The following is a 20,330-nucleotide window of genomic DNA, read 5'->3' as shown; positions in this document are numbered from 1 at the left end:
GATAACAACAGTATTCGCGAGATCCTTAAAGCAGTCGATAAAAACGATCTTATGCTATCTCTCAAAAATGCGGCAGAAGAGCTCAAAGAGAAATTCTATGCCAATATGTCCCAACGTGCCAAAGATGCTTTTATCGAAGAGCTGCAGTTCTTGGGTGCCGTTAAGATGAAAGAGGTCGAAGCCGCACAACGTAAAATCGTGGATGCGGTTCAGGCATTGGCCGAGCAGGGTGTCTTACAGCTCGGTGAATCTGAAGAGATGGTGGAGTAAACTAGATGGACGTCGTTATTCATCACAACGCTACCGGAACACATACCGTCAGTAAATACCAGTTTAAAATTCTCTCATCGCTTTCGGGATTGAGTATCGGCGAAGCAACTCATGAAATCAATAATATGGCTCACTCCGAGCCGGTTGAAGAACGGCGCAAAGAAGAGGTTAAATCGTCTAAAGATGAACTTATCGAATCGTTGATGAAAAAAGCGGATGAGATGAGTTCCAACGTCATCAAGATGCAAATGCGTCTGGAATCGTTACAAGAAGAACATGCAACTGCGCTAGAGGAAGCAAAAAAGAGCGCTTATGCCGAAGGGTTGGAAGCCGGTATAGCACAAGAGAAAGCACAATCCGAAGGACAGAGTGCTCAATCGCATGACCAGCTTGCCCAATCGGTTAAAACGCTTGAAAATGCGGCGACCGAATTTGTTAGTGCTTTGGGCTCGATCCAAAAAGAGTTGACCCATACGGCTCTTGATATTGCCAAAGAGGTAATAGGGATAGAAACGCATGAAAATAGTGCTAAAATTGCCGCCAAGCTCTCTTCGGATTTGATCGAAGAGCTCAAAGATGCGTCTAAAATTACGTTACGGGTGAATCCTGCCGATCACGGATTTATCTCTGAAAAAGTGGGATCACTTTCTCATGTTGAAGTGTTGTCCGATCGCGCTATCAGTGCAGGCGGTGTGGTAGCGATCAGTGATGCGGGAAATATCGATTCAGAGATTAAAAAGCGCTATGAGAGATTGAAGCGTTCTTTGTTACTTGAATCGTAACCATAGTTGATTTATTGAATTAGAGTAGGACAGTGCATTACGATGAATATTAAAAATTTTACTTTGCCGCAATTAGAAGAACTATCACAAAAGATACGGGACCGTATTTTAGAGGTGGTGAGCACTAACGGAGGGCATTTGAGCTCTACGTTAGGGGCAACAGAGATTATTGTCGCAATGCACAAAGTGTTTGATGCGACTAAAGATCCATTTATTTTTGACGTTTCACATCAATCGTATGCGCACAAACTTCTCACCGACCGATGGGAAGAGTTTTCGACCCTTCGTCAGTTTGAGGGACTCAGCGGCTATACCAAACCCTCCGAATCAGCGAGCGATTATTTCGTAGCGGGTCATAGTTCGACCTCGATTTCACTTGGTGTCGGTGCGGCCAAAGCGATTGCCCTCAAAAATGAGCAGGAGAGTCGTATTCCCGTCGTGGTGATCGGTGATGGTGCCATGTCGGCAGGAATGGCATACGAAGCGATGAATGAGCTGGGGGATCGTAAATATCCGATGGTCATTATCCTCAATGATAATGAGATGAGCATTGCCAAACCGATCGGTGCGATTAGCCGAATGCTCAGTTCGGCGATGGCAAGCCCTTTTTATCAGCGCTTCAAAAAGAAAACAGAGCAGTTTGTTGACAACTTCGGCGAGGGGGCTCATTATCTCGCCAAACGGTTTGAAGAGTCGTTTAAACTGATTACTCCGGGGATCATGTTTGAAGAGATGGGGATTGAGTATATCGGTCCCATCGACGGGCACGATCTCAAATCGCTGATCGAGACCTTCGAGATTGCCAAGGGGATGGGCAAACCGGTACTGATCCACATTCAGACGATCAAAGGGAAAGGGTATGAGATCGCCGAGGGAAAACATGAAAAATGGCACGGTGTCTCGCCGTTTGATCTTAAAAGCGGAGCCTCAAGCACCAAAAGTTCTCTCAAGAGCGCGACGCAGATCTATGCCGATGCCCTGATGCTCCAAGCCGATAAAAATCCCAAAATTGTAGGGGTGACTGCCGCGATGCCGAGCGGGACGGGGCTGAGCGCTCTGATGGAAAAATATCCTGAGCGATTTTGGGATGTTGCGATTGCCGAACAACATGCGGTGACATCGATGGGTTCATTGGCAAAAGAGGGATTTAAACCGTTTTGTACGATTTACTCGACCTTTTTACAACGGGGATTCGATCAGGTTATCCATGATGTCTGTTTGATGGATTTACCGGTGGTCTTTGCCCTTGATCGTGCCGGAATCGTCGGTGAAGACGGTGAAACCCATCAAGGGGTATTCGACATCAACTTTTTACGTTTTATCCCGAATATGACCCTATGCGCTCCGCGCGATGAGAGATCCTTTCATCAGATCATCGAGTTTGCGTCCACTTATGAGCACCCTTGCGCTATCCGCTATCCGAGAGGCTCATTCTTTGATGTCGAATTACCGGAATCTGTCCCTTATGAAATGGGAAAATCGCAACTTTTAATCTCAAATGATTCCAATAAACTCTTTATCGGATACGGCAACGGAGTAGGGCGTGCGGCGCAAACGATAGCTTTGATGGAAGAGAAACCCTCACTTCTGGATTTGCGCTTTGTCAAACCGCTGGACACCCAGATGTTGCGTGCAATGGCACATAAGCATAAACAATGGTATGTCTTCAGTGATTCGTCTCGCCTCGGCGGAGTCGGCAGTGCTTTGCTGGAATGGTTGTCGGAAGAGAAAATTACCGATGTATCGGTAGTGAGTTTCGAATATGATGACGAGTTTATTAAACACGGCAATACCCGACTTGTCGAAGAGTCTTTGGGGCTTCTCCCTGAACAGCTAGCCGCTCGCATTATCGCAGAATAATCACCCCTGCGATTCTCCCCGTTTGCTGAGCATCGGCACGGTAGGAAAAGTACTCATCGCATCGACAGGATGTGCAGTGCTTTATCACCTCTACGTTTTCTATGTTCAACTCTTTTAACTGCTTTAGTAAAATCGTATTGACATCCAAAAATACTTTTTCATCTTCTCTTCGTAATGCCAAGCCGTACCCCTTTGACGTACACTCTGAAGCGATCGTTTCATTGATCTCATAACAGCACCCGCCGATTGAAGGTCCTAATACGATATGAAGATTTTCACGTAAAGAACCGAATGCTTCTCCCATCTTTTGGATCGTTTTGGGGAGGATGGCATTGAGCGCCCCAGCTCGTCCCGCATGGACAGCTGCTATCGCTTTTTGGATGGGGTCATAGATCAATATCCCAGTACAATCGGCGCTCATCACCATAAGCGGGGTTTCGATACGATTGGTGATGAGGGCATCGCATTCAGGGGGAGTATCGAAATTGAGAGTTTCATCAACGATAACGATCCGATCCGAGTGAATTTGTCGCATATGGATGAGAGAGTGTCGATTATATGCGAGCGTATCGGCAAGGAGATCGTGATTCGTGACAACGTCTTCGGGGTTGTCTCCGACATGAAACGCGAGATTGGCATCAGTATAGGGGGCTTTTGAGATACCGCCGTGCCGCGATGTGAAGGCGGCGGTAATACTAGGAAACGGTGTAAAAAGGGATAGAGAGACGGTTTTCATGGGAATGAGTATACCGTGACTCTCTTTGCGTAGAAATAAATGCTAAATTATGTTCGATAGGTAGAGATTTGTGCAGTCATCTCTGCGGCGACATGGTGCAAGTGTTCGGCGGCTGCCGCGATCTCTTCCACATTTCGGACGTTGGATGCCGACATGACGCTGATTTTATTGATCTCATCGATGATCGCATCATTGCGTTTAGTATTGCTTTCGGCTTTATGAGCGACTTCATGCATCCCCTCAACCGTAGCGGTGAGGGTATTCACCGCCATTTCGGTATGCGATTCGACTTCACATGAGAGAGATGAGAGATTTTCCATACGGCGGACATTTTCGTTCATTTGCTCTGACATATCCATTATCGATTGGACAATGATATTGACGGTTGCATTGGTTTCGACAAGGCTTTTTTGGGTACGTTCGGCGAGTTTTCTCACTTCATCGGCTACCACGGCAAAACCGCGTCCGTGTTCACCCGCCCGTGCCGCTTCGATAGCCGCATTGAGAGCTAGGAGATTGGTTTGATCGGCAATATCGGAGATGACCGTGAGGACGTTTTTCACTTGTTCCGCTTCATGGGTTAGGGAGTTTAGTTTTTCGTTCATCGCAGCTTCAATCTCTACCGTTTGGTTGAGAGATTCTACCGTCTCTTTGAGCGCTTTTTGTGCGGCGGTGAGATTGGTTCGTGCATTGGTCGCCATATCGCTTACTTCGTGAGTTCGGAGAACGGCATCGTTCATCTCATTTTTGATGATGTTGGCATTTTCAGTCGTTTCGGTGACGATTTTAGAGGCATCTTCTGCCTGTCTGCCGATCGAAAGCGTAGTAGCAGAGAGCTCTGTAGCTACCGAGAGGTTTTCGGCGGAAGAGTGCTGTGCCGTAGCAAATGTATCGCGTAATGCCGTGGTCAGCGCATTGATATTATCGGCTACTTCGGTCAGCTCATTTTTTCCCGGAAGAGTCAATACATGGGTAAGATCTTTATTGGTAACCATCGTATGAACGTTATCGTTGAGCGCTCTGACTGCACTGCCGATGGTAGAGGTTGTGAAATAAGCGACACCCAGTCCGATGAGTGTTGAAAATACCCCTAGAAAAAAGGTGATGATCATCGAAGAATTTGATTCCTCTTTTGCAGTGGAGAGATTTTCGGAAGCCTCTTTGACCTGAGTATCTTTGAGCTTATCAATCTTTTCCGCCAATTTTTGACTCATTTGGTCAAATTGGCTCATAGCTGTATCCCCTTCGGAATCACTGTGGGCATAAGCTTGTTTCATGGCTTTGCCTGCTTCGATCAACGCAGTAGCATCTTTTTTAAGATCTTCAACTTCTGCTATTGCTTGGGTATTTCCCTCTTCTTTGAACATCTTTTCAAAGGTATCCATACTTTCCAAAAAGGAAGCATACGCTTTATCGGCCTCTTCGACAGGTCCATTCTCTTGGGTTAACGAAGCATCGGTCAAAAACTGTTGCATTTGGCAGGTTTGAAACTTTGCATTGGTTGCCTTTAATGCCTGGGGAACTGATTCGGTGGAAGTCTCTTCTACGAGTGTACTGACACTATGGCTGTTGATAGAACCGATAGTGGCGTTGAGTGCTACGAGAAAAATGACTGTACCGATCCCGTAACTGAGATGTTGCTTTATAGTCACGTGTAACTCCATTATTAAAAAATTTAATAATAATATCAAGTGAACGGTCATTTATCGGTCATTTTTAGTCGACATTTCTGTGACCATTGATGAAAATATTTTAAGCTTTGCTTTATATTTTGTTTTTTTCTCTCACTTTTAGTATTCTCTGATTATACTGCTCAAAATAGATAAGGACGGCAGGGTGTTGCAAAAAACAAACAATATTGATTTTGTTAAAAGCATTGTGATTGATAACATTCCCAATACAGAGATTAAAGAAAGTCCGATACATGGATTCGGCTTATTCGCTATAAAAGTGATTAGCGCTCAATCAACGGTTTGTGTGTTGGATGGTCAAGTGATTGATTGGGACAAATATGAATCAAATCATCTATCTCTCAAGGGAGATACGGGGGATTTGGAAGAGTATTTTTTTATGGAATGGAATGCATTAGATACAAAAACATTGCTTGTGAGACCTTTTAGGACAAAATACAGCTATATCAATCACTCAAAAACTCCGAATGTGAAAGTGCTCTCATTCCCGCATCGTATTATCGCCCTTAAAGATATTGAGATCGGAGAGGAATTAACGATCAATTACAATGATGAACCGCTTCGCGATGACTATTTTACCTCCGAAAAAGAGTTTTTAAAATGAGCTCAAAGCCGTTAGAAGTTTCATTCTTTTGTGTTCAACCGGTCGCATATGATCTCAAGAGTGCAGAAAAAATCTATACAGCGGCAACACCTCTTTCCCAAGAATTACGACAGAACCTTGCGCATAAGCCGTTATGGCTTGAGTATTTTAAAAAGTATTACAATTCATTTGATCACATCCTACCAATCGACGGGATAATCGATACACTGCCACGGTTAAAGCAAGAGTTAACTGAAAAGTCTCATGCGCTTGCCCCTTTCTTAAACAGCGACAAAAATAAAAGTTATCTATTGCTTGATTCGCGATTTAATTATTTTATCATTATGTATGAAATAGCGATGGATATTTCATTTGAGCAACTAGAGATGTTGAGAGAGAATGAGTACGATTTGTATAATGAAGTACGTAATCTATTGGTTAAATCGGATGAATATCCAACTATTTCATCTTGTGTGCAAGAGGGGCAAATAGCTACTCTAAAATACATTCAAAACTACACTTCGAAAATGATTGATAAAACGCTAAGTGAGAATCAGGTTTTTATTCAAAATGATACCGGTAACATTACGTGTATACTCCAAGCATCTTTATCAGAGCTAGAGCATACCCGTCTTGTGGAGATGTTTCACTATTTTAATGAAAAAGGTGAACGAGTCGGTACTCCTGAATTTTTTAAAATCAATAGCAATGATTTCTCTTTTAACGGAAGATTTCATACCTTCATTAGTAACCTACAAAGAGAAGATCAGCGTAATGAAATGTATAAAACAATCCCTATTACGTTTCATATGCAATATATGTGGTTTTATTTAAAAGAGTTAAATATGCTCTTGAATAATTTTGTCAATGATTTTCATGTGAATAATTCATCGTTTATGGAACTTACAAAAACAGTCAATCGGCTTATTATCAAAGTAGAATTTATAATACTTCATAATGAACATTTTAAAGCGGCGATTGAAGAGTATAATGAAAAAGTGTATAAAAAAATTCAAAGCAAATGGAATATTGAAGATAGTCTAAAAAACTCCAATAGATATATCGGTTTTTTTAAAAATCATCTCGATCGATTATATGATCAAAATTCTTTAGAAGCAGAGCAACGGCAAAATAAAATATTATTAGTTATCGGGGTTTTACAGCTATTTACCATTATAAGTGTGTGGAACGATTACTTATCGTCTATACAAATAGTCAAAAGTCGTACAGAAAATTTTGGTATTTCAAAATTTTTGCCGTTTGGAATGGAGAGCTTTACGGAAATCATGCTTCCTATTTCCTTGATTTCGATGATATTTTTGTTGTATCTTTGGTATGTGAAAAGTAAATAATGATTGAAAAAATAGAGCGCTTTATCGGCGAGCATCATCTCCTCTCTTTGGCAACCATGGGGGATCGGTTATGGTGCTGTTCGATGTTTTATGCGTATGATCCGCAGAGTATATCGTTTATCGTCGCCTCGGATGAGACGACGGAACACATGAACAATGTGGCGCAAAATCACCATGTCGCCGGAACGGTCGCGCTGGAGACGAAAACGGTGGGGAAAATTCAGGGGATACAGTTTGTCGGAATCATGGAACCATCTAGCGAGAACCTAAAAAGTCTCTATTTCGATGCGTTCCCTTACGCACGTGTCATGAATCCGACATTATGGATGATACGGCTTGATGAGGTCAAAATGACCGATAACACTCTCGGGTTCGGAAAAAAGATTACTTGGAAACGGGAGCTTTGAGCTGAAATAGAGTACACGGTTTTCCGCTGGAGCTTTGAACAACCATGGAGGGGATCATCTTCGATTTAAAGCCGTATGCTTTGCATCCGTGCGGTTGATGGGCTTCCCATGTAACAAAATAGTAGATACATTTCTGACAGATAATTTTTTGCATAGGAAATTTTACCTATAATTTGAGACTTTGAAAAGGATAGCCATGAATAAATTACTTTGTATGCTTGAATTACAACAAAAACTAAACGATGCAACCAACGGTTTAGGCTGGGAAAAAGGGGTAACGAAAAACGGTAAAACGATTAACTGGCGTCGCTGTATTTATATGGAATCGGCGGAGATGATCGATTCGTTCGGATGGAAACACTGGAAAAGCATTTCCCAAGCAACCGATTATGAGAACCTCCAAATCGAGATTGTCGACGTATGGCATTTTGTGATGAGTCTGGTATTGGAATTTGCCTATATCAGTAAAGCGGAGAGTATCGAAGAGTTGGCGGAGCGGATGTCGAAAACACCGGAATATCAAAAACTCAGCACCGAAGCGTCTTTAGCGTTCGGGAGTGATGATATTCTAATGACGAAAATCGAGAACGTTATGCGCCTTTCCCTCATCCCGCTCTCTCCAGAGATGATCGGTGCATTGATAGAAGAGTTTTTTGAACTGGCGTATTTGGGAGCGCTCAATGTGACGCAGCTGTACCGTTTGTACGTAGGTAAAAACATCCTCAATCAATTCCGTCAAGATCACGGATACAAAGAGGGGAGCTATATCAAGATTTGGAACGGCTTGGAAGATAATGCCGTGATGAAAAGCGGATGGGAAGCTCATCCCGATATGACACCGGAAGAGCTTTATTCGCTTTTAGAAGAGGCTTATCCGGCAGTATAAATCTCTTTATACTCCCCTTTCCACCGTTTGTGGCACCAGAACCATAGTTTCGGGTGCTCTTTGATACGGCGCTCCAGTGCATGGACTTGCTTTTGGGTCGCTTCGATCACGGCTTCTGCACTTACCCCCTCAACTTCGATAGGATCTTCAAACGCAATCGTATAGTTCTTTTCATCTTCGCTCGTGATGTAGACCCCCACGATGGGAAAATGAAATTTACCCGCAAGCTGAGCCGCCGTAGAGGAGTGATAGGCGCTATGAGAGAAAAAATCAGCCGATACGCCGTATTTTTGGTTGCTTGCCTGATCGATCATAATGAGTACGGAGCCGTTGTTTTTGAGCGCTTTTGCCATGTGTTTGAGTGCGCCGCTTTTTTCGGCGAGCACCATTCGATGTCGTGTCCGCGCTTCGAGCAAATAGGGGTCAAATTCGCTTCGGCTGAACCCTTTGTAGATCGAAGCAATGGGGGTGATGAGCGATGATAGTGCCGCTCCGCCGAGTTCCCAGTTCCCAAAATGGGCGGAAACGAAGATAATCCCTCTCCCCTGCGATAGAATCTCATCCACTTTTTCGCGGTTTTCAAAGTGTACCTGACGCGCGATCTCTTCGGTCGTATTGCGTCGGTTTTCCATAGTTTGGAGGAGGTTTAGGGCTAAATTGCGGTAGCAGTAGCGTTCGATTTCGGCTTTTTCGTCCATTGATAGGGTGTCACCAAAGGCAAATGCCAAGTTTTGCTGGATAATACGGTTGCGTTTGGGGGCTAAGTAGTGAGCGATAGATGCCAGAGAGGTAAAAATCCCTTTGCGCCAGCGATAGGGGAGTTTCATCAATATCGCGTCCAAGACTAAAAAGAGACGGAATAAGATCATGCTAAAAGCTCCTTCGCTTTTTGGAATACGCTATCGGGGTCGATCTCTCGGATAGAGAAATCGTGACGATTGATTTTTAAAATATTGACCTCAGAGGGGGATTTGATGGCACTATTGATCGGTGTCGGATAGATCATCCGCTCGTTGGTGGGACCAAAAAGGGTGATGGAAGGACGGTTCATAGCCCATCCCATGTGGGTCGGACCTGTATCGTTTCCGATGATGAGATCGCAATGGGAGATAAAATTGACCAGTTCTCTCAGCGACATTTTCGGTGCAATAATGGCATTGGAAGCGTGCTCACAAATCCACTGGGCATCGAGCTTTTCGGCATCACTCCCCCAAATCAAATAGCACGGATAGGGAAGCTGTGAACAAAGTGTGGCAAAGTGCTCTTTCGGATAACATTTACTCGGCCACGAAGCACCGATCACACAAGCGATATTCTTCCCTTCTTTGAGTACGGAAGGTCGTTCTTGTTGAGGAAACAGAGGAGCTTTATGGAGAATATCCTGTTCATCATAGGGGATATGTAGCGCTTCGGTGATGACCATAACATTGCGTTTGATCACATTCGTCTCATAAGGGACGTCAGAGGTGGTATCGTAAAAGGATGCGGCTAGCTTTTCGCGGATGCTGTTGCGATCAAACCCGTGCACTTTACCTCTGATGAGAGAAGCAACAATTGCCGATTTAAGAAGCCCTTGCGCATCGATGATGTGATCGTAACACTCTCGTGATCGGAGATGGCGTATACTCTCTCGCAGAAGCTGAAAACTTTTCGTTTTTTTGATCCGCTTGATCGGAACACGGATCACTTCATGGAGGAGGGGATGACCTTCTAATATGGGGGCAAACGCCTCTTCTACGTACCAATCGATACGTGCATTCGGATAATGCTTATGGATGATTTGGAGCGCTACGGCGGTGTTGACGATGTCGCCCAATGCGCTGAGACGAACAATAGCGATACGGGTTTTAGCGGAATTCATAAGCGTAACTATAGCGCAACTAAGCTACAATCACCATCAAAATAAGGGATAAGGGGCTACAAAACATGGTTGTTCAAGATATTCAGCAGTTTGCCGAAATTCGTCCGAAAGCGCGTGCCTATTTTTGTTATCTGTTTCATAAAAATCTCCCCAATCATCTCCCTTCTGTTTCGGTTGATTCCCTAACGGCTCGTTTGTTAAAAATTCGGGGTGATCTTCAGGGACTGGAAGCGGCTTATTTACTCGATGCAGCGGGAAATCAGGTCACTCCGACGTATCTCAAAAACGGAAAAAAAGAAGAAGACATCGGGGTGAGCCGTTCAACGCGCGCCTATTATTACCGTGCGATGCACGAGCGCCGATGCACGATCACCGATCCGTATCCCTCATTGCTCAATGATGAACTCACCGTTACGGCGTCTGAGCCTATCTTTGATGAGAACGGTGAGATTGTTTATGTCGCCTGTATCGATATGCCGTTGGCGGAAGTGTTGAAAATTGCTCACCCGATGGCACTTGAATCATTTGCAGGGCGCTTTTTTAGAATAGCGTACGGGGCATTTACCCTTGTTCTCGCTTTGGTCTCCTTACTCCTTTTTGTCAAAGGGATTGAAGGATTTATGGCATACGGGATGGGGCAGTATGACAAGATCGAGATCAAAGATGTGTTTGAAGCGACTATTTTGCTGACCCTCTCTTTGGCGATACTCGATTTGGTTAAAACGCTCTTTGAGGAGGAGGTTTTGGGACGTCCGAAACACGATCCCGATTCTAGTATTCACAAAACCATGGTACGATTTTTAGGTTCTATTATCATTGCTCTCTCTATAGAGGCGTTGATGCTCGTATTTAAATTCGCTATGACGGAACCGGCGATGTTGGCGAATGCGATTTATATTATCGGAGGGGTAGCGATGTTGCTTGTCGGGTTAGCCGTCTATATCCGTTTTACCAACTTAGGAGAGCGTCGTTGATAGCAATTGTTGATTACAACATGGGCAATTTGGCCAGTGTGAAAAATGCTTTTGATCTGTTAGGAGAAAAAGTGGTTGTTGAATCCGATCCGGAGAAATTGAGTTCGTATGATCGGATCATTTTGCCGGGGGTCGGAGCGTTCGCTGATGCGATGGAACACTTGCGCCAGCGCGGTATGGATGAAGCGGTTCGCCAATACGCGCAAAGCGGCAAATATTTGCTCGGGATCTGCTTGGGGATGCAGTTGTTGTTTGAATCGAGCGAAGAGTTCGGACTCTCTGAGGGGCTTGGACTAATCCAAGGTAGAGTGGTCGCATTTGATACGAGCCGTTTTCATACACCGCTCAAAGTTCCTCACATGGGATGGAATCGAATGTTTACCCGTGAGCACCCGTTGTTCGCAGGACTCGATGAAGCCCATTATCTCTATTTCGTCCACTCGTACCATGCCCTATGTACGAATGACGCGGACAGTATCGGCGAGTCGGTTTACGGGTACCGATTTACAAGCGCCGTAGCCCACGAGAACGTTATGGGGATTCAGCCTCATCCGGAGAAAAGCCACCAAAACGGACTCTCCATTCTCAAAAATTTTATTAACCTCTAAAAGGATTTGTATTTATGACTATTTTTCCGGCGATTGATCTAAAAGACGGCAAAGCGGTACGCCTCACCAAAGGGCTTATGGAGAGTGCGAAAATCTACTCCGATACTCCGTGGGAACTTGTTAAAACGTTTGAAGAGATGGGTGCATCGTGGGTTCATTTGGTGGATCTTAACGGTGCGTTTGCGGGGGAACCGAAAAACTTGGAGCAGATTCGTCTAATTCGGGAAAATTGCAACGTCAAACTCCAACTCGGCGGCGGTATTCGTGATGAAGCAACGATAGAGCGTTATTTGGAACTCGGGATTGATCGGCTGATTTTAGGCTCTATCGCCCTTCGCGATCCCGAATTCGTCAAGTCGATGGCGGCTAAATACCCTATCGTCGTCGGTATCGATGCGATTGACGGTTATGTAGCCGTTGAGGGGTGGGGCGAAGTGAGCAACATGAAGGCCACCGATTTGGCGCGCGCGTTTGCCGATGCGGGAGTTGAAGCGATTATTTGTACCGATGTGGGACGTGACGGTACACTTTCGGGCGTAAATGTCGATTTTACCCTTGAAATTGCTCGTGCATCAGGAATCCCTACGATTGCGAGCGGTGGAGTAAAAGATGAGAGCGATATTCATGCGTTGCTCAAAAGCGGTGAAGTTTCCGGTGTGATCGTCGGAAAAGCATTTTATGAGGGTAGAATTGAGCTCAAAAACTTTTTTTAAACTTAACGCAAACTTGGTTAGGTTATCATTGGGTATTAATTCTGTGAAAATGTATCAATTAAAGGACGTACTTTGAAATTATTGGTTGTAGATGATAGCTCGACAATGCGCCGTATTATCAAAAACACACTCTCTCGACTCGGTTATGAAGATGTCTTAGAAGGTGAAGACGGACTTCAAGGATGGGGTGTTCTTGATGCAAATCCGGATATGGGAATGTTGATTACCGACTGGAATATGCCGGAGATGAATGGTTTGGAATTGGTAAGAAAAGTACGTGCAGATGCCCGTTTTGCCGATCTTCCTATCATCATGGTGACAACTGAGGGAGGAAAAGCGGAGGTTATTACCGCGCTTAAAGCGGGGGTAAACAACTATATCGTTAAACCGTTCACTCCACAAGTTCTTAAAGAAAAACTTGCCGCCGTACTTGGTACTGAGGGTTAATGCAAGATCACTATTATATGTTGGTGGTGAAGCCATCATCGCATCTTGAGCTTTTTAGTGATTTCCTTGTCGATGTACTTCCGGTCGGATTTGAAGAGATCGATGAAGGGTTTATTATCCGCAGTGAAGAAGACCTTGAGACGATCAGTTGGGGTATCGAGCAGTTTTCCGAAGCACTGCAACGTGCGTTAGGGGAAGTCATTGATGTCGAGATGACCCTCACCAAAGAGAAAAATGACGATTGGATCGCGCAATATCAGCAAGGTATAACCCCGATTGAAATTGATCCGTTTTATATCCATCCCACTTGGGAAGCGCCTCGTGAGGGGATGCTAAATATCGCAATCGACCCTGCTCTTGCGTTCGGGACAGGTCATCATCCCACCACAGCATCGTGCCTTCGAGGTATAGCCAAGTATGTCAACGCCGGCGATGAAGTGATGGATGTCGGGTGCGGAAGCGGAATATTAGCGATTGCCGCGATTAAAAAAGGGGCCGTTGTTGATGCATGCGATACCGATCCCCTCTCTGTTGAAAACGCTATCGTCAATGCGGAACAAAATCACGTAACATATCGCCGTTTATGGGAAGGTCCGATCAATGAGACCAACGAGAAATATGATGTGATTATCGCCAATATCGTTGCTGATGTATTGGTTTTTATCGCGAGCGACCTAAAAAAAAGGTTGCGTGATGGGGGTGTTTTGATCCTCTCCGGAATTATGGATAAATACGAAGAGAAAGTTCTTCGTGCGTATAAAAATTTTGAATTGAGCGAACGTCTTGTCGAAAACGAATGGGTAACTCTTGTGGTGACTCTAAAAGGAAATGGATAAATATGTCTAATAACGAATCGAATCAAAACCCAAATCCGGATAAAAACGGTAATTTTTTCAATAAAAATCCTCTCATCACTTTTGCCCTTTTTTCGATTGTCGTTATCATTCTTTTCAAAGCAGTAATCGGTGATGAAAGTGAATTGAGCGGGAAAATGAACGGTCAAAACGTGACTCGTACCCAAGAGATCAGTTATGCCGATCTCAAACGTCTCATCAACGATAAGCAGGTTGAAAAAGTCTCTATCGGACAAACCATTATTCGAGCAATCGGCAATGATGCTAACGGAAAAGTAGCGTACACGACACGAATCGTCGGACCCGATGCTAGTCTTATCCCCCTATTGGACGAAAAGAAGATCAATTACGTAGGCTTTAGCGAGACCAACTGGTTTACCGAAATGTTCGGATGGCTTTTTCCGTTCTTGATTATCATCGCGATTTGGATGTTTTTTGCCGGACGAATGCAACGCAGTATGGGTGGCGGTATTTTGGGAATGGGGAACTCCAAAAAACTGATCAACTCAGAAAAACCGAAAACCAAATTCGATGATGTCGCGGGTGCTCAAGAAGCCAAGGAAGAAGTTTTGGAGATCGTCGATTTTTTACGTTCTCCTGATCGTTATGTGGAACTCGGAGCTAAAATCCCTAAAGGGGTCTTGCTCGTCGGTAGCCCTGGTACCGGTAAAACACTCCTCGCCAAAGCGGTAGCGGGAGAGGCAGAAGTGCCGTTTTTCTCCGTATCAGGCTCAAGTTTTATCGAAATGTTTGTCGGTGTCGGTGCAGCGCGTGTTCGCGATTTATTTGAACAAGCGAAAAAAGATGCTCCGTCGATCATTTTTATCGATGAGATCGATGCCATCGGTAAAAGTCGTGCCGCAGGCGGAGTGATGGGGGGAAATGATGAGAGAGAACAAACCCTCAATCAGCTCCTCGCCGAAATGGACGGTTTTGGAACCGATACCCCGATCATTATTTTAGCGGCGACCAATCGTCCTGAAATACTCGATCCTGCATTGTTGCGTCCGGGACGATTTGACCGACAGGTATTGGTAGACAAACCTGATTATCAAGGGCGTATCGATATCCTTAACGTCCATGTCAAAGGGGTCAAACAAGACGCTGATGTCGATCTTGAAGAGATCGCTCGCCTTACTGCAGGGTTAGCGGGGGCCGATTTAGCGAATATCGTCAATGAAGCGGCATTGCTCGCGGGACGTAAAAGTCAAAAAACCGTTCGCCAAGCCGATATGCGTGAAGCGGTCGAGCGTGCGATTGCAGGTCTTTCTAAAAAGAGCCGACGCATCGATGAGAAAGAGAAACGTATCGTGGCTTATCACGAGAGCGGTCATGCGTTGTTAGCTGAAACGACGAAGGGGGCTAAGAAAGTTTCCAAAGTCTCTATCGTCCCAAGAGGATTGGCGGCACTCGGTTACACGCTTAATACCCCTGAAGAGAACAAGTATTTGATGCAAAGCCATGAGCTATGGGCAGAAGTAGATGTTCTCTTAGCCGGTCGTGCGGCAGAAGAGGTCTTTATTGGTGAGATCAGTACAGGGGCGGCAAACGACTTGGAACGCTCTACTGATATTATCAAAGCAATGGTACAAATGTACGGTATGAGTGACGTCGCAGGATTGATGGTACTCGAAAAACAGCGAAGTACATTTTTGGGCGGCGGTATGACACAAGCTAGAGAGTACAGTGATAAAATGGCAGAAGAGATGGATTCTTTTATCAAAAAATCACTCCATGAGCGCTACCAAGAAGTCAAAGCCCGTTTGGAAGAGTATCGCGGTGCTATTGAGAAAATCGTAGAACTCCTTTATGCCAAAGAGAATATTTCCGGTGATCAAGTTCGTGAGATTATTGAGGCTTACGAGGTTGAAAACAGCCTCGAAACAAAACTTGAGCCTCGTAAAGAGACCCCTTCGAGTAAAACCGTCGTTATTGACGAATAAAAGGAGCATGCAATGAGTATACAAAACGATACCTTTATCCTCTCAAACCGAGGATGGCTAATTTCAGGCGTTTTGGGCGCTCTATTCTTGTTTTTTACGATGACAGGATTGCACCTGTTTCAATTCATTTTCGGAGCGCTACTGCTTGCCGTATTGATGATTTTTCGTAATCCTGAACGTAATACGGTTGAGACGGAATCAGATGCCGTTATCAGTAGTGTGGACGGAATCGTCCTCTCTGTCGAAGAGACGAATGTTGATGATCAAAAGATGTCAAAAGTGACGATCATGAACTCCCTTTGGGATGTTTCGATGCTTCGCGCTCCGTTTGACTGTGAAGTGGAAGGGTTTAAAATCCGACACGGCGCATCACTTCCGCTTTACAATCCTTTGTCTGATACCCTAAACGAAAAAGCGGTTATCTCGTTTCGTTCTAAAAAAGGGGATGAAATTTTTATTGAGCATTTGAGTGAACAGAGCTGTTTCCCGATCGGTATTGAGCTTGAAAAAAGCCAAAAGTTCAAAGAGGGTGGACGATACGGCTTTTTAGCAAAAGGGCGTAGTGTCATCTATCTCCCTGCACACACTCGAGTATCGGTAAATGCCGGTGCCAGTGTCCGCGCGGGTGAGAGTGTCATCGGATATATGAACGCAGCGTAAGACGATGCGACAGTCTCCTCCCCCTATCGCCTATCTTCTCCCCAACTTTTTCACGGCAGCATCTATCTTTTCGGGTTTTTATGCGATTGTATTAGCCCTAGAGGGATCGTTTGATACCGCGCCGTGGTTTATCTTTTTAGCCCTGATTTTTGATGGTTTGGACGGACGGGTTGCACGTCTTACCAATACGGCGAGCCATTTCGGTGTCGAGTTCGATTCGCTTGCCGATATTGTCGCTTTCGGTGTTGCTCCGGCGTTGTTGCTCTATTTGTATGTCGGCGACACCTACGGACGAATCGGGATCATGGTGAGTGCCCTCTTTATCATTTTCGGTGCGGTACGACTTGCCCGTTTTAATGTTACGACATCACGGATTGAACCGAGTGTTTTTATCGGTCTTCCGATCCCTACCGCGGCAATTATGATCTCGATTGCGATTTTATTGCTTGAACGTTATAGCACCCTTAGCTCATTCAAGGTATATATTCTTCCGCTAGCCCTCGTTTTAGCTGTTTTGATGGTGAGCAATATACGCTATCCGAGCTTTAAAAAGATGAATTTTAAAACATTTCATTTCATCCGTTTCTTGATCGGACTGATTGTGGTTGCGATGGGGATTTTTATCTATCCGATTGAGGGGATGGCGATTTTAGCGGCCGGCTATTTGCTATACGGACCGCTTCGCGCCTCTTTTTATTTGGTACGGCGACTCATTCACAGAGGGTGATAGTTTTGAGGCTCTTTTGCGAGCTTTTCAGTATCGATTTCAAAGTCAAAATTTTGTGATTTAAACCCTGTATTTCCCATTTTGTCAAATGAGATGACTGCCGCCGGATTATTGCGGCTTTGCATATAGAGAAGCCCAAGGGCGTAGCGGGTCTCTAAGTAGGTAGGGTTCTGAATTTTGGAAAGTTCCAACAGGGCAATCGCATTTTCATAATGCTCAGCACCGATTGAGGCAGATGCCCCCATAAACAGAGTTTTCTCATCACGAATCTTATGGGTATCGATAAGCTGATTGTAGAGGGTGTACGATTTTTCGAAATCTTGGTTATAGAAATATGCTTGTGCCAATACCCCGACAATATCAGCCGTATTATCGGTTGTAATTTGCAGTCGCGTCTCAAGTCGTTGTATGAGGGGTGTAAGCTGTCCGGTCATGGCTGACATGAGGGTCATTTTCTCTCGTGTGATCTGCGGTCCGAAATAGAGATCATCATAATGAAACGACTGTTTTTTGAGGTAGTTTATTGCTGATGCTGCAAATGCTTTGGGCTTTTGATCTCCAAAATGGGTGTCAATGACCATCAAATGCGGGAGGATGTCATTGGGTTTCAGTGCGGCTAGACGTTTGGCATAGGCTCGGGCATCTTCTTTTTGATTCATTTCATCTGCTATTGCAACCTCAAGAGCCAGATAAAAAGGGCGCTCTTTATAGTTTTTCTCTAGCCATTTGGATGCACTCGGGATGTTGTTCTGGGTAATATCAAAGAGGGTACGGTAAAGCTCAAACTCCTCTTTCTCAGGTTCTTGGGTTAGGTTGTCTTTGAGAATCGAGGAGAGTTTTACGGTATCTTTTCCGATCATATTACCGCTCATAATAGCAAAAAGTCCGGACATATAGTTATTGGCATCGAGATGATACGAACGCAAGAAATGCTCATGCGCTTTCGGAATATCGCCCAACTGTGCATACGTTAATGCCAAGTCGTAATGCAATATAGCGTGTTGCGGGTTTCGTTTGAGAAGCGTCAATAGTTGCTGATTGGCGTCTCTGAGACGAAATTTGAGGGCTTTTTGAACCGCAAGTGCTATACCGTAATCGACACTGGATGCACGTGTACTCGTTTGTAAATACTCTTTGGCACTTGCAATGTCATCGATATAGATATTGGCATTTCCTTTGCGAATATAGTTGAGGGTTTGATCGGCATTAAAAATTTTATATGGGGCAAAATAAAAGACACTTTGATAGATCTTCAGACGGTTATCTGCTTTATGTTCTCGATAAAGGCGTTGAATGTCATCGGGGTTATAAAGAGACGGTTTTAAAAAGACATGGATAGGGTAGGGGGCATATACTTGGTTGGGGTCTGTATCCGTAGCTTCTTTGATCAGTTTCGAAGCGTCACGATGGAGTCCTGCTTTGAGATCGACAAAAGCGAGAGCCAATTTTTCTTGAATCGGTATGTCGTTTTGCATGATGGCGTCATTGAGGTATTTCGTCGCTTTCTCTATATTACCGAGATTCGCGTACATAAGTCCTAACGAAAAAGAGTCCTCTTCTTGAGGGATATTTTCCAAAGCGGTGATGGCATCGTTGAACCCTCCGAACATGGAGCTGATTTTGGCTCGAAGTTTATTTTGGGTTGTCTGATACTCTTCGGTGGTAGGGTGTTTGAGGGCACTGAGGGCTTCGAGATAATTACCTTTGTAATAGTTGATCAGTGCGTAATAATACGAATACATCGGTGAGTTGCTCTCTTGAGGGAGATACGACTGCGCCATATTGATGTAGTAGTTAAACTCTTTTTCCCGCTTTAGGTGCAAAGCACATACTGCGGCGTTGATCGCACTGACGCAACGATTCTCACTGTTAGCGATGGAGCGTTTGAAATTATTGAGAGCTTGCTCGTGTTCCCCCTCTTTGAGCTGGACGACACCGAGGTTGTATTGGCTGATCGCTTCGGAGTAGAGGGCAATTTTCTCATAGAGTTTTAGTGCTTCGGTTGCATTCCCGTTCGCGTAGAGGTAGTTTGCCCGCTCGATCATGTTTTCTAATTCGCTTGGCTCGATAATCTCCTCTTCGCTCGGAGCTTTTTTGTCTGCTGTCTCTTCGACTGCTACGGCATTCTCCTCCCCGTGACCGGAGAAGACAAAAACCAATCCTCCTCCGATAGAGAGGAGTAGCACCAACGCTCCCGCTCCCGCAATAATGAGTTTTTTCTTTTTTGAAAGACTTGGTTTCTCATCGGCGGGGGCTTCGGTTGCATCGACCTTTTTTTCGACACCTGCGGCATCGGCTTCCTCGATGATGATTATCTCTTCTTGATCAGCCATATGCTCTCTTTCGTAGGATTAGAGGTATTTTTGCAATACGGCAGGGATGATAATACTACCGTCTTCTTGTTGGAAATTTTCCATAATAGCTATCATCGTCCGTCCGACAGCTAAACTTGAGCCGTTTAGGGTGTGTGCGAGGATATTTTTACCCTCTTCTTTGTAGCGGATCTTCGCACGGCGGGCTTGGAAGTCCCGTGTATTGGAAACAGAGCTGATTTCACGGTAGGTATTTTGCCCCGGAAGCCACACTTCGAGATCGACCGTTCTCGCCGCACCGAAACCTAAATCTCCGCTGCAGAGAGTGACGAGACGGTGAGGGAGACCGAGGGCACTCAGGAGATCGGAAGCACACGCAACCATCTCTTCAAATACCGCGTCACTTTGATCGGCACGGGTGATCGAGACGAGTTCGACTTTGTGAAACTGATGCTGACGGATCATCCCGCGCACATCTCGTCCGCCACTCCCCGCCTCTTTACGGAAACATGAGGTATATCCCGTCATTTTGATCGGTAACTCCGCACCGTTTAGTATCTCGTCTTGGTAGAGGTTGGTGAGAGGTACTTCCGCCGTCGGGATGAGATAGAGCTCTTCCTCTTCGACTTTGAAGAGATCCTCTTCGAACTTCGGAAGTTGTCCC

At 44.9% G+C, this 20,330-nt stretch carries 22 protein-coding genes; 15 read left to right on the top strand and 7 right to left on the bottom strand.

What is annotated here, in order from left to right:
• The 3 genes from VFW36_RS00250 to dxs form a co-directional block, all read left to right on the top strand.
• The coding region (locus tag VFW36_RS00250; RefSeq protein ID WP_329656819.1) for a FliG C-terminal domain-containing protein at positions 1-270 on the top strand (270 nt) is incomplete at its 5' end.
• 5 nt (positions 271-275) lie between these two features.
• Positions 276-1,052, top strand: a complete 777-nt coding sequence (gene fliH / locus VFW36_RS00245) for a flagellar assembly protein FliH (RefSeq protein ID WP_329656818.1) — start codon at positions 276-278, stop codon at positions 1,050-1,052.
• A 42-nt stretch (positions 1,053-1,094) separates the two neighbouring features.
• Positions 1,095-2,912 carry a 1-deoxy-D-xylulose-5-phosphate synthase gene (gene dxs, locus VFW36_RS00240; RefSeq protein ID WP_329656817.1) on the top strand — a complete coding sequence of 606 codons (1,818 nt, stop codon included), beginning with the start codon at positions 1,095-1,097 and terminating at the stop codon, positions 2,910-2,912.
• Here dxs and pgeF read toward each other — a convergent pair.
• Together pgeF and VFW36_RS12495 are read right to left on the bottom strand one after the other, a co-directional pair.
• Entirely contained in the window at positions 2,899-3,648 is a 750-nt protein-coding gene (gene pgeF / locus VFW36_RS00235; protein WP_329656816.1) for a peptidoglycan editing factor PgeF, read from the bottom strand. The genes dxs and pgeF overlap by 14 nt on opposite strands.
• A gap of 47 nt (positions 3,649-3,695) precedes the next feature.
• Positions 3,696-4,349, bottom strand: coding sequence for a methyl-accepting chemotaxis protein (locus VFW36_RS12495; RefSeq protein ID WP_414720203.1), 654 nt, complete (start codon positions 4,347-4,349; stop codon positions 3,696-3,698).
• A 1,135-nt stretch (positions 4,350-5,484) separates the two neighbouring features.
• On the opposite strand from VFW36_RS12495, the gene VFW36_RS00225 reads away from it, so the two are divergent.
• Genes VFW36_RS00225 through VFW36_RS00215 form a run of 3 tightly spaced genes read left to right on the top strand, consistent with a single transcriptional unit; the run spans position 5,485 to position 7,681 of the window.
• Complete coding sequence (locus VFW36_RS00225) at positions 5,485-5,943, top strand: SET domain-containing protein (protein WP_329656814.1); 459 nt, start codon at positions 5,485-5,487, stop codon at positions 5,941-5,943.
• The gene (locus VFW36_RS00220) at positions 5,940-7,274 is read left to right on the top strand and encodes a hypothetical protein (RefSeq protein ID WP_329656813.1); all 1,335 of its coding nucleotides are present in this window, start codon (positions 5,940-5,942) and stop codon (positions 7,272-7,274) included. The genes VFW36_RS00225 and VFW36_RS00220 overlap by 4 nt, the downstream gene beginning before the upstream one ends.
• Entirely contained in the window at positions 7,274-7,681 is a 408-nt protein-coding gene (locus VFW36_RS00215; RefSeq protein WP_329656812.1) for a hypothetical protein, read from the top strand. Before VFW36_RS00220 ends, VFW36_RS00215 begins: the two co-directional genes overlap by 1 nt.
• Here VFW36_RS00215 and VFW36_RS00210 read toward each other — a convergent pair.
• Positions 7,659-7,835: a uracil-DNA glycosylase gene (locus VFW36_RS00210; protein WP_329656811.1), complete on the bottom strand. Its 177-nt coding sequence runs from the start codon at positions 7,833-7,835 to the stop codon at positions 7,659-7,661. The genes VFW36_RS00215 and VFW36_RS00210 overlap by 23 nt on opposite strands.
• Positions 7,836-7,877: 42 nt before the next feature.
• On the opposite strand from VFW36_RS00210, the gene VFW36_RS00205 reads away from it, so the two are divergent.
• On the top strand, positions 7,878-8,567 hold the full coding sequence (locus tag VFW36_RS00205; protein ID WP_329656810.1) for a dUTP diphosphatase: 690 nt from the start codon (positions 7,878-7,880) through the stop codon (positions 8,565-8,567).
• On the opposite strand, the gene VFW36_RS00200 is transcribed toward VFW36_RS00205, so the two are convergent.
• A complete protein-coding gene (locus VFW36_RS00200) occupies positions 8,552-9,436 on the bottom strand; it encodes a lipid A biosynthesis lauroyl acyltransferase (RefSeq protein WP_329656809.1) in 885 nt (294 codons plus the stop codon). The genes VFW36_RS00205 and VFW36_RS00200 overlap by 16 nt on opposite strands.
• Positions 9,433-10,428 (bottom strand): lipopolysaccharide heptosyltransferase I, encoded by a 996-nt coding sequence (waaC, locus tag VFW36_RS00195; protein WP_329656808.1) that lies wholly within the window; start codon positions 10,426-10,428, stop codon positions 9,433-9,435. The genes VFW36_RS00200 and waaC overlap by 4 nt, the downstream gene beginning before the upstream one ends.
• A 65-nt stretch (positions 10,429-10,493) precedes the next feature.
• Between waaC and VFW36_RS00190 the strand changes: the two genes are divergently transcribed.
• The 8 genes from VFW36_RS00190 (at position 10,494) to pssA (ending at position 17,354) form a co-directional block, all read left to right on the top strand.
• Positions 10,494-11,402 (top strand): PDC sensor domain-containing protein, encoded by a 909-nt coding sequence (locus tag VFW36_RS00190; protein WP_329656807.1) that lies wholly within the window; start codon positions 10,494-10,496, stop codon positions 11,400-11,402.
• The gene (gene hisH / locus VFW36_RS00185; RefSeq protein WP_329656806.1) at positions 11,399-12,010 is read left to right on the top strand and encodes an imidazole glycerol phosphate synthase subunit HisH; all 612 of its coding nucleotides are present in this window, start codon (positions 11,399-11,401) and stop codon (positions 12,008-12,010) included. The genes VFW36_RS00190 and hisH overlap by 4 nt, the downstream gene beginning before the upstream one ends.
• Before the next feature lie 14 nt (positions 12,011-12,024).
• A complete protein-coding gene (gene hisA, locus VFW36_RS00180) occupies positions 12,025-12,723 on the top strand; it encodes a 1-(5-phosphoribosyl)-5-[(5-phosphoribosylamino)methylideneamino]imidazole-4-carboxamide isomerase (RefSeq protein WP_329656805.1) in 699 nt (232 codons plus the stop codon).
• 72 nt (positions 12,724-12,795) lie between these two features.
• Positions 12,796-13,170, top strand: coding sequence for a chemotaxis response regulator CheY (locus tag VFW36_RS00175; protein WP_329656804.1), 375 nt, complete (start codon positions 12,796-12,798; stop codon positions 13,168-13,170).
• Positions 13,170-14,006 carry a 50S ribosomal protein L11 methyltransferase gene (locus tag VFW36_RS00170; RefSeq protein ID WP_329656803.1) on the top strand — a complete coding sequence of 279 codons (837 nt, stop codon included), beginning with the start codon at positions 13,170-13,172 and terminating at the stop codon, positions 14,004-14,006. Before VFW36_RS00175 ends, VFW36_RS00170 begins: the two co-directional genes overlap by 1 nt.
• A 2-nt stretch (positions 14,007-14,008) precedes the next feature.
• Positions 14,009-15,967, top strand: coding sequence for an ATP-dependent zinc metalloprotease FtsH (ftsH, locus tag VFW36_RS00165; protein ID WP_329656802.1), 1,959 nt, complete (start codon positions 14,009-14,011; stop codon positions 15,965-15,967).
• 12 nt (positions 15,968-15,979) lie between these two features.
• Positions 15,980-16,627, top strand: coding sequence for a phosphatidylserine decarboxylase (locus VFW36_RS00160; RefSeq protein WP_329656801.1), 648 nt, complete (start codon positions 15,980-15,982; stop codon positions 16,625-16,627).
• 4 nt (positions 16,628-16,631) lie between these two features.
• Positions 16,632-17,354 carry a CDP-diacylglycerol--serine O-phosphatidyltransferase gene (pssA, locus tag VFW36_RS00155; RefSeq protein ID WP_329656800.1) on the top strand — a complete coding sequence of 241 codons (723 nt, stop codon included), beginning with the start codon at positions 16,632-16,634 and terminating at the stop codon, positions 17,352-17,354.
• On the opposite strand, the gene VFW36_RS00150 is transcribed toward pssA, so the two are convergent.
• Together VFW36_RS00150 and serS are read right to left on the bottom strand one after the other, a co-directional pair.
• Positions 17,342-19,687: a tetratricopeptide repeat protein gene (locus VFW36_RS00150; RefSeq protein WP_329656799.1), complete on the bottom strand. Its 2,346-nt coding sequence runs from the start codon at positions 19,685-19,687 to the stop codon at positions 17,342-17,344. The genes pssA and VFW36_RS00150 overlap by 13 nt on opposite strands.
• An 18-nt stretch (positions 19,688-19,705) precedes the next feature.
• Positions 19,706-20,330, bottom strand: a 625-nt coding sequence (gene serS / locus VFW36_RS00145; RefSeq protein ID WP_329656798.1) for a serine--tRNA ligase, incomplete at its 5' end; no start/stop codon positions are given.

Source organism: Sulfuricurvum sp. (genome assembly GCF_036279695.1).
GTDB lineage: Bacteria > Campylobacterota > Campylobacteria > Campylobacterales > Sulfurimonadaceae > Sulfuricurvum.
This window is presented reverse-complemented; position numbering and strand designations above follow the sequence as displayed.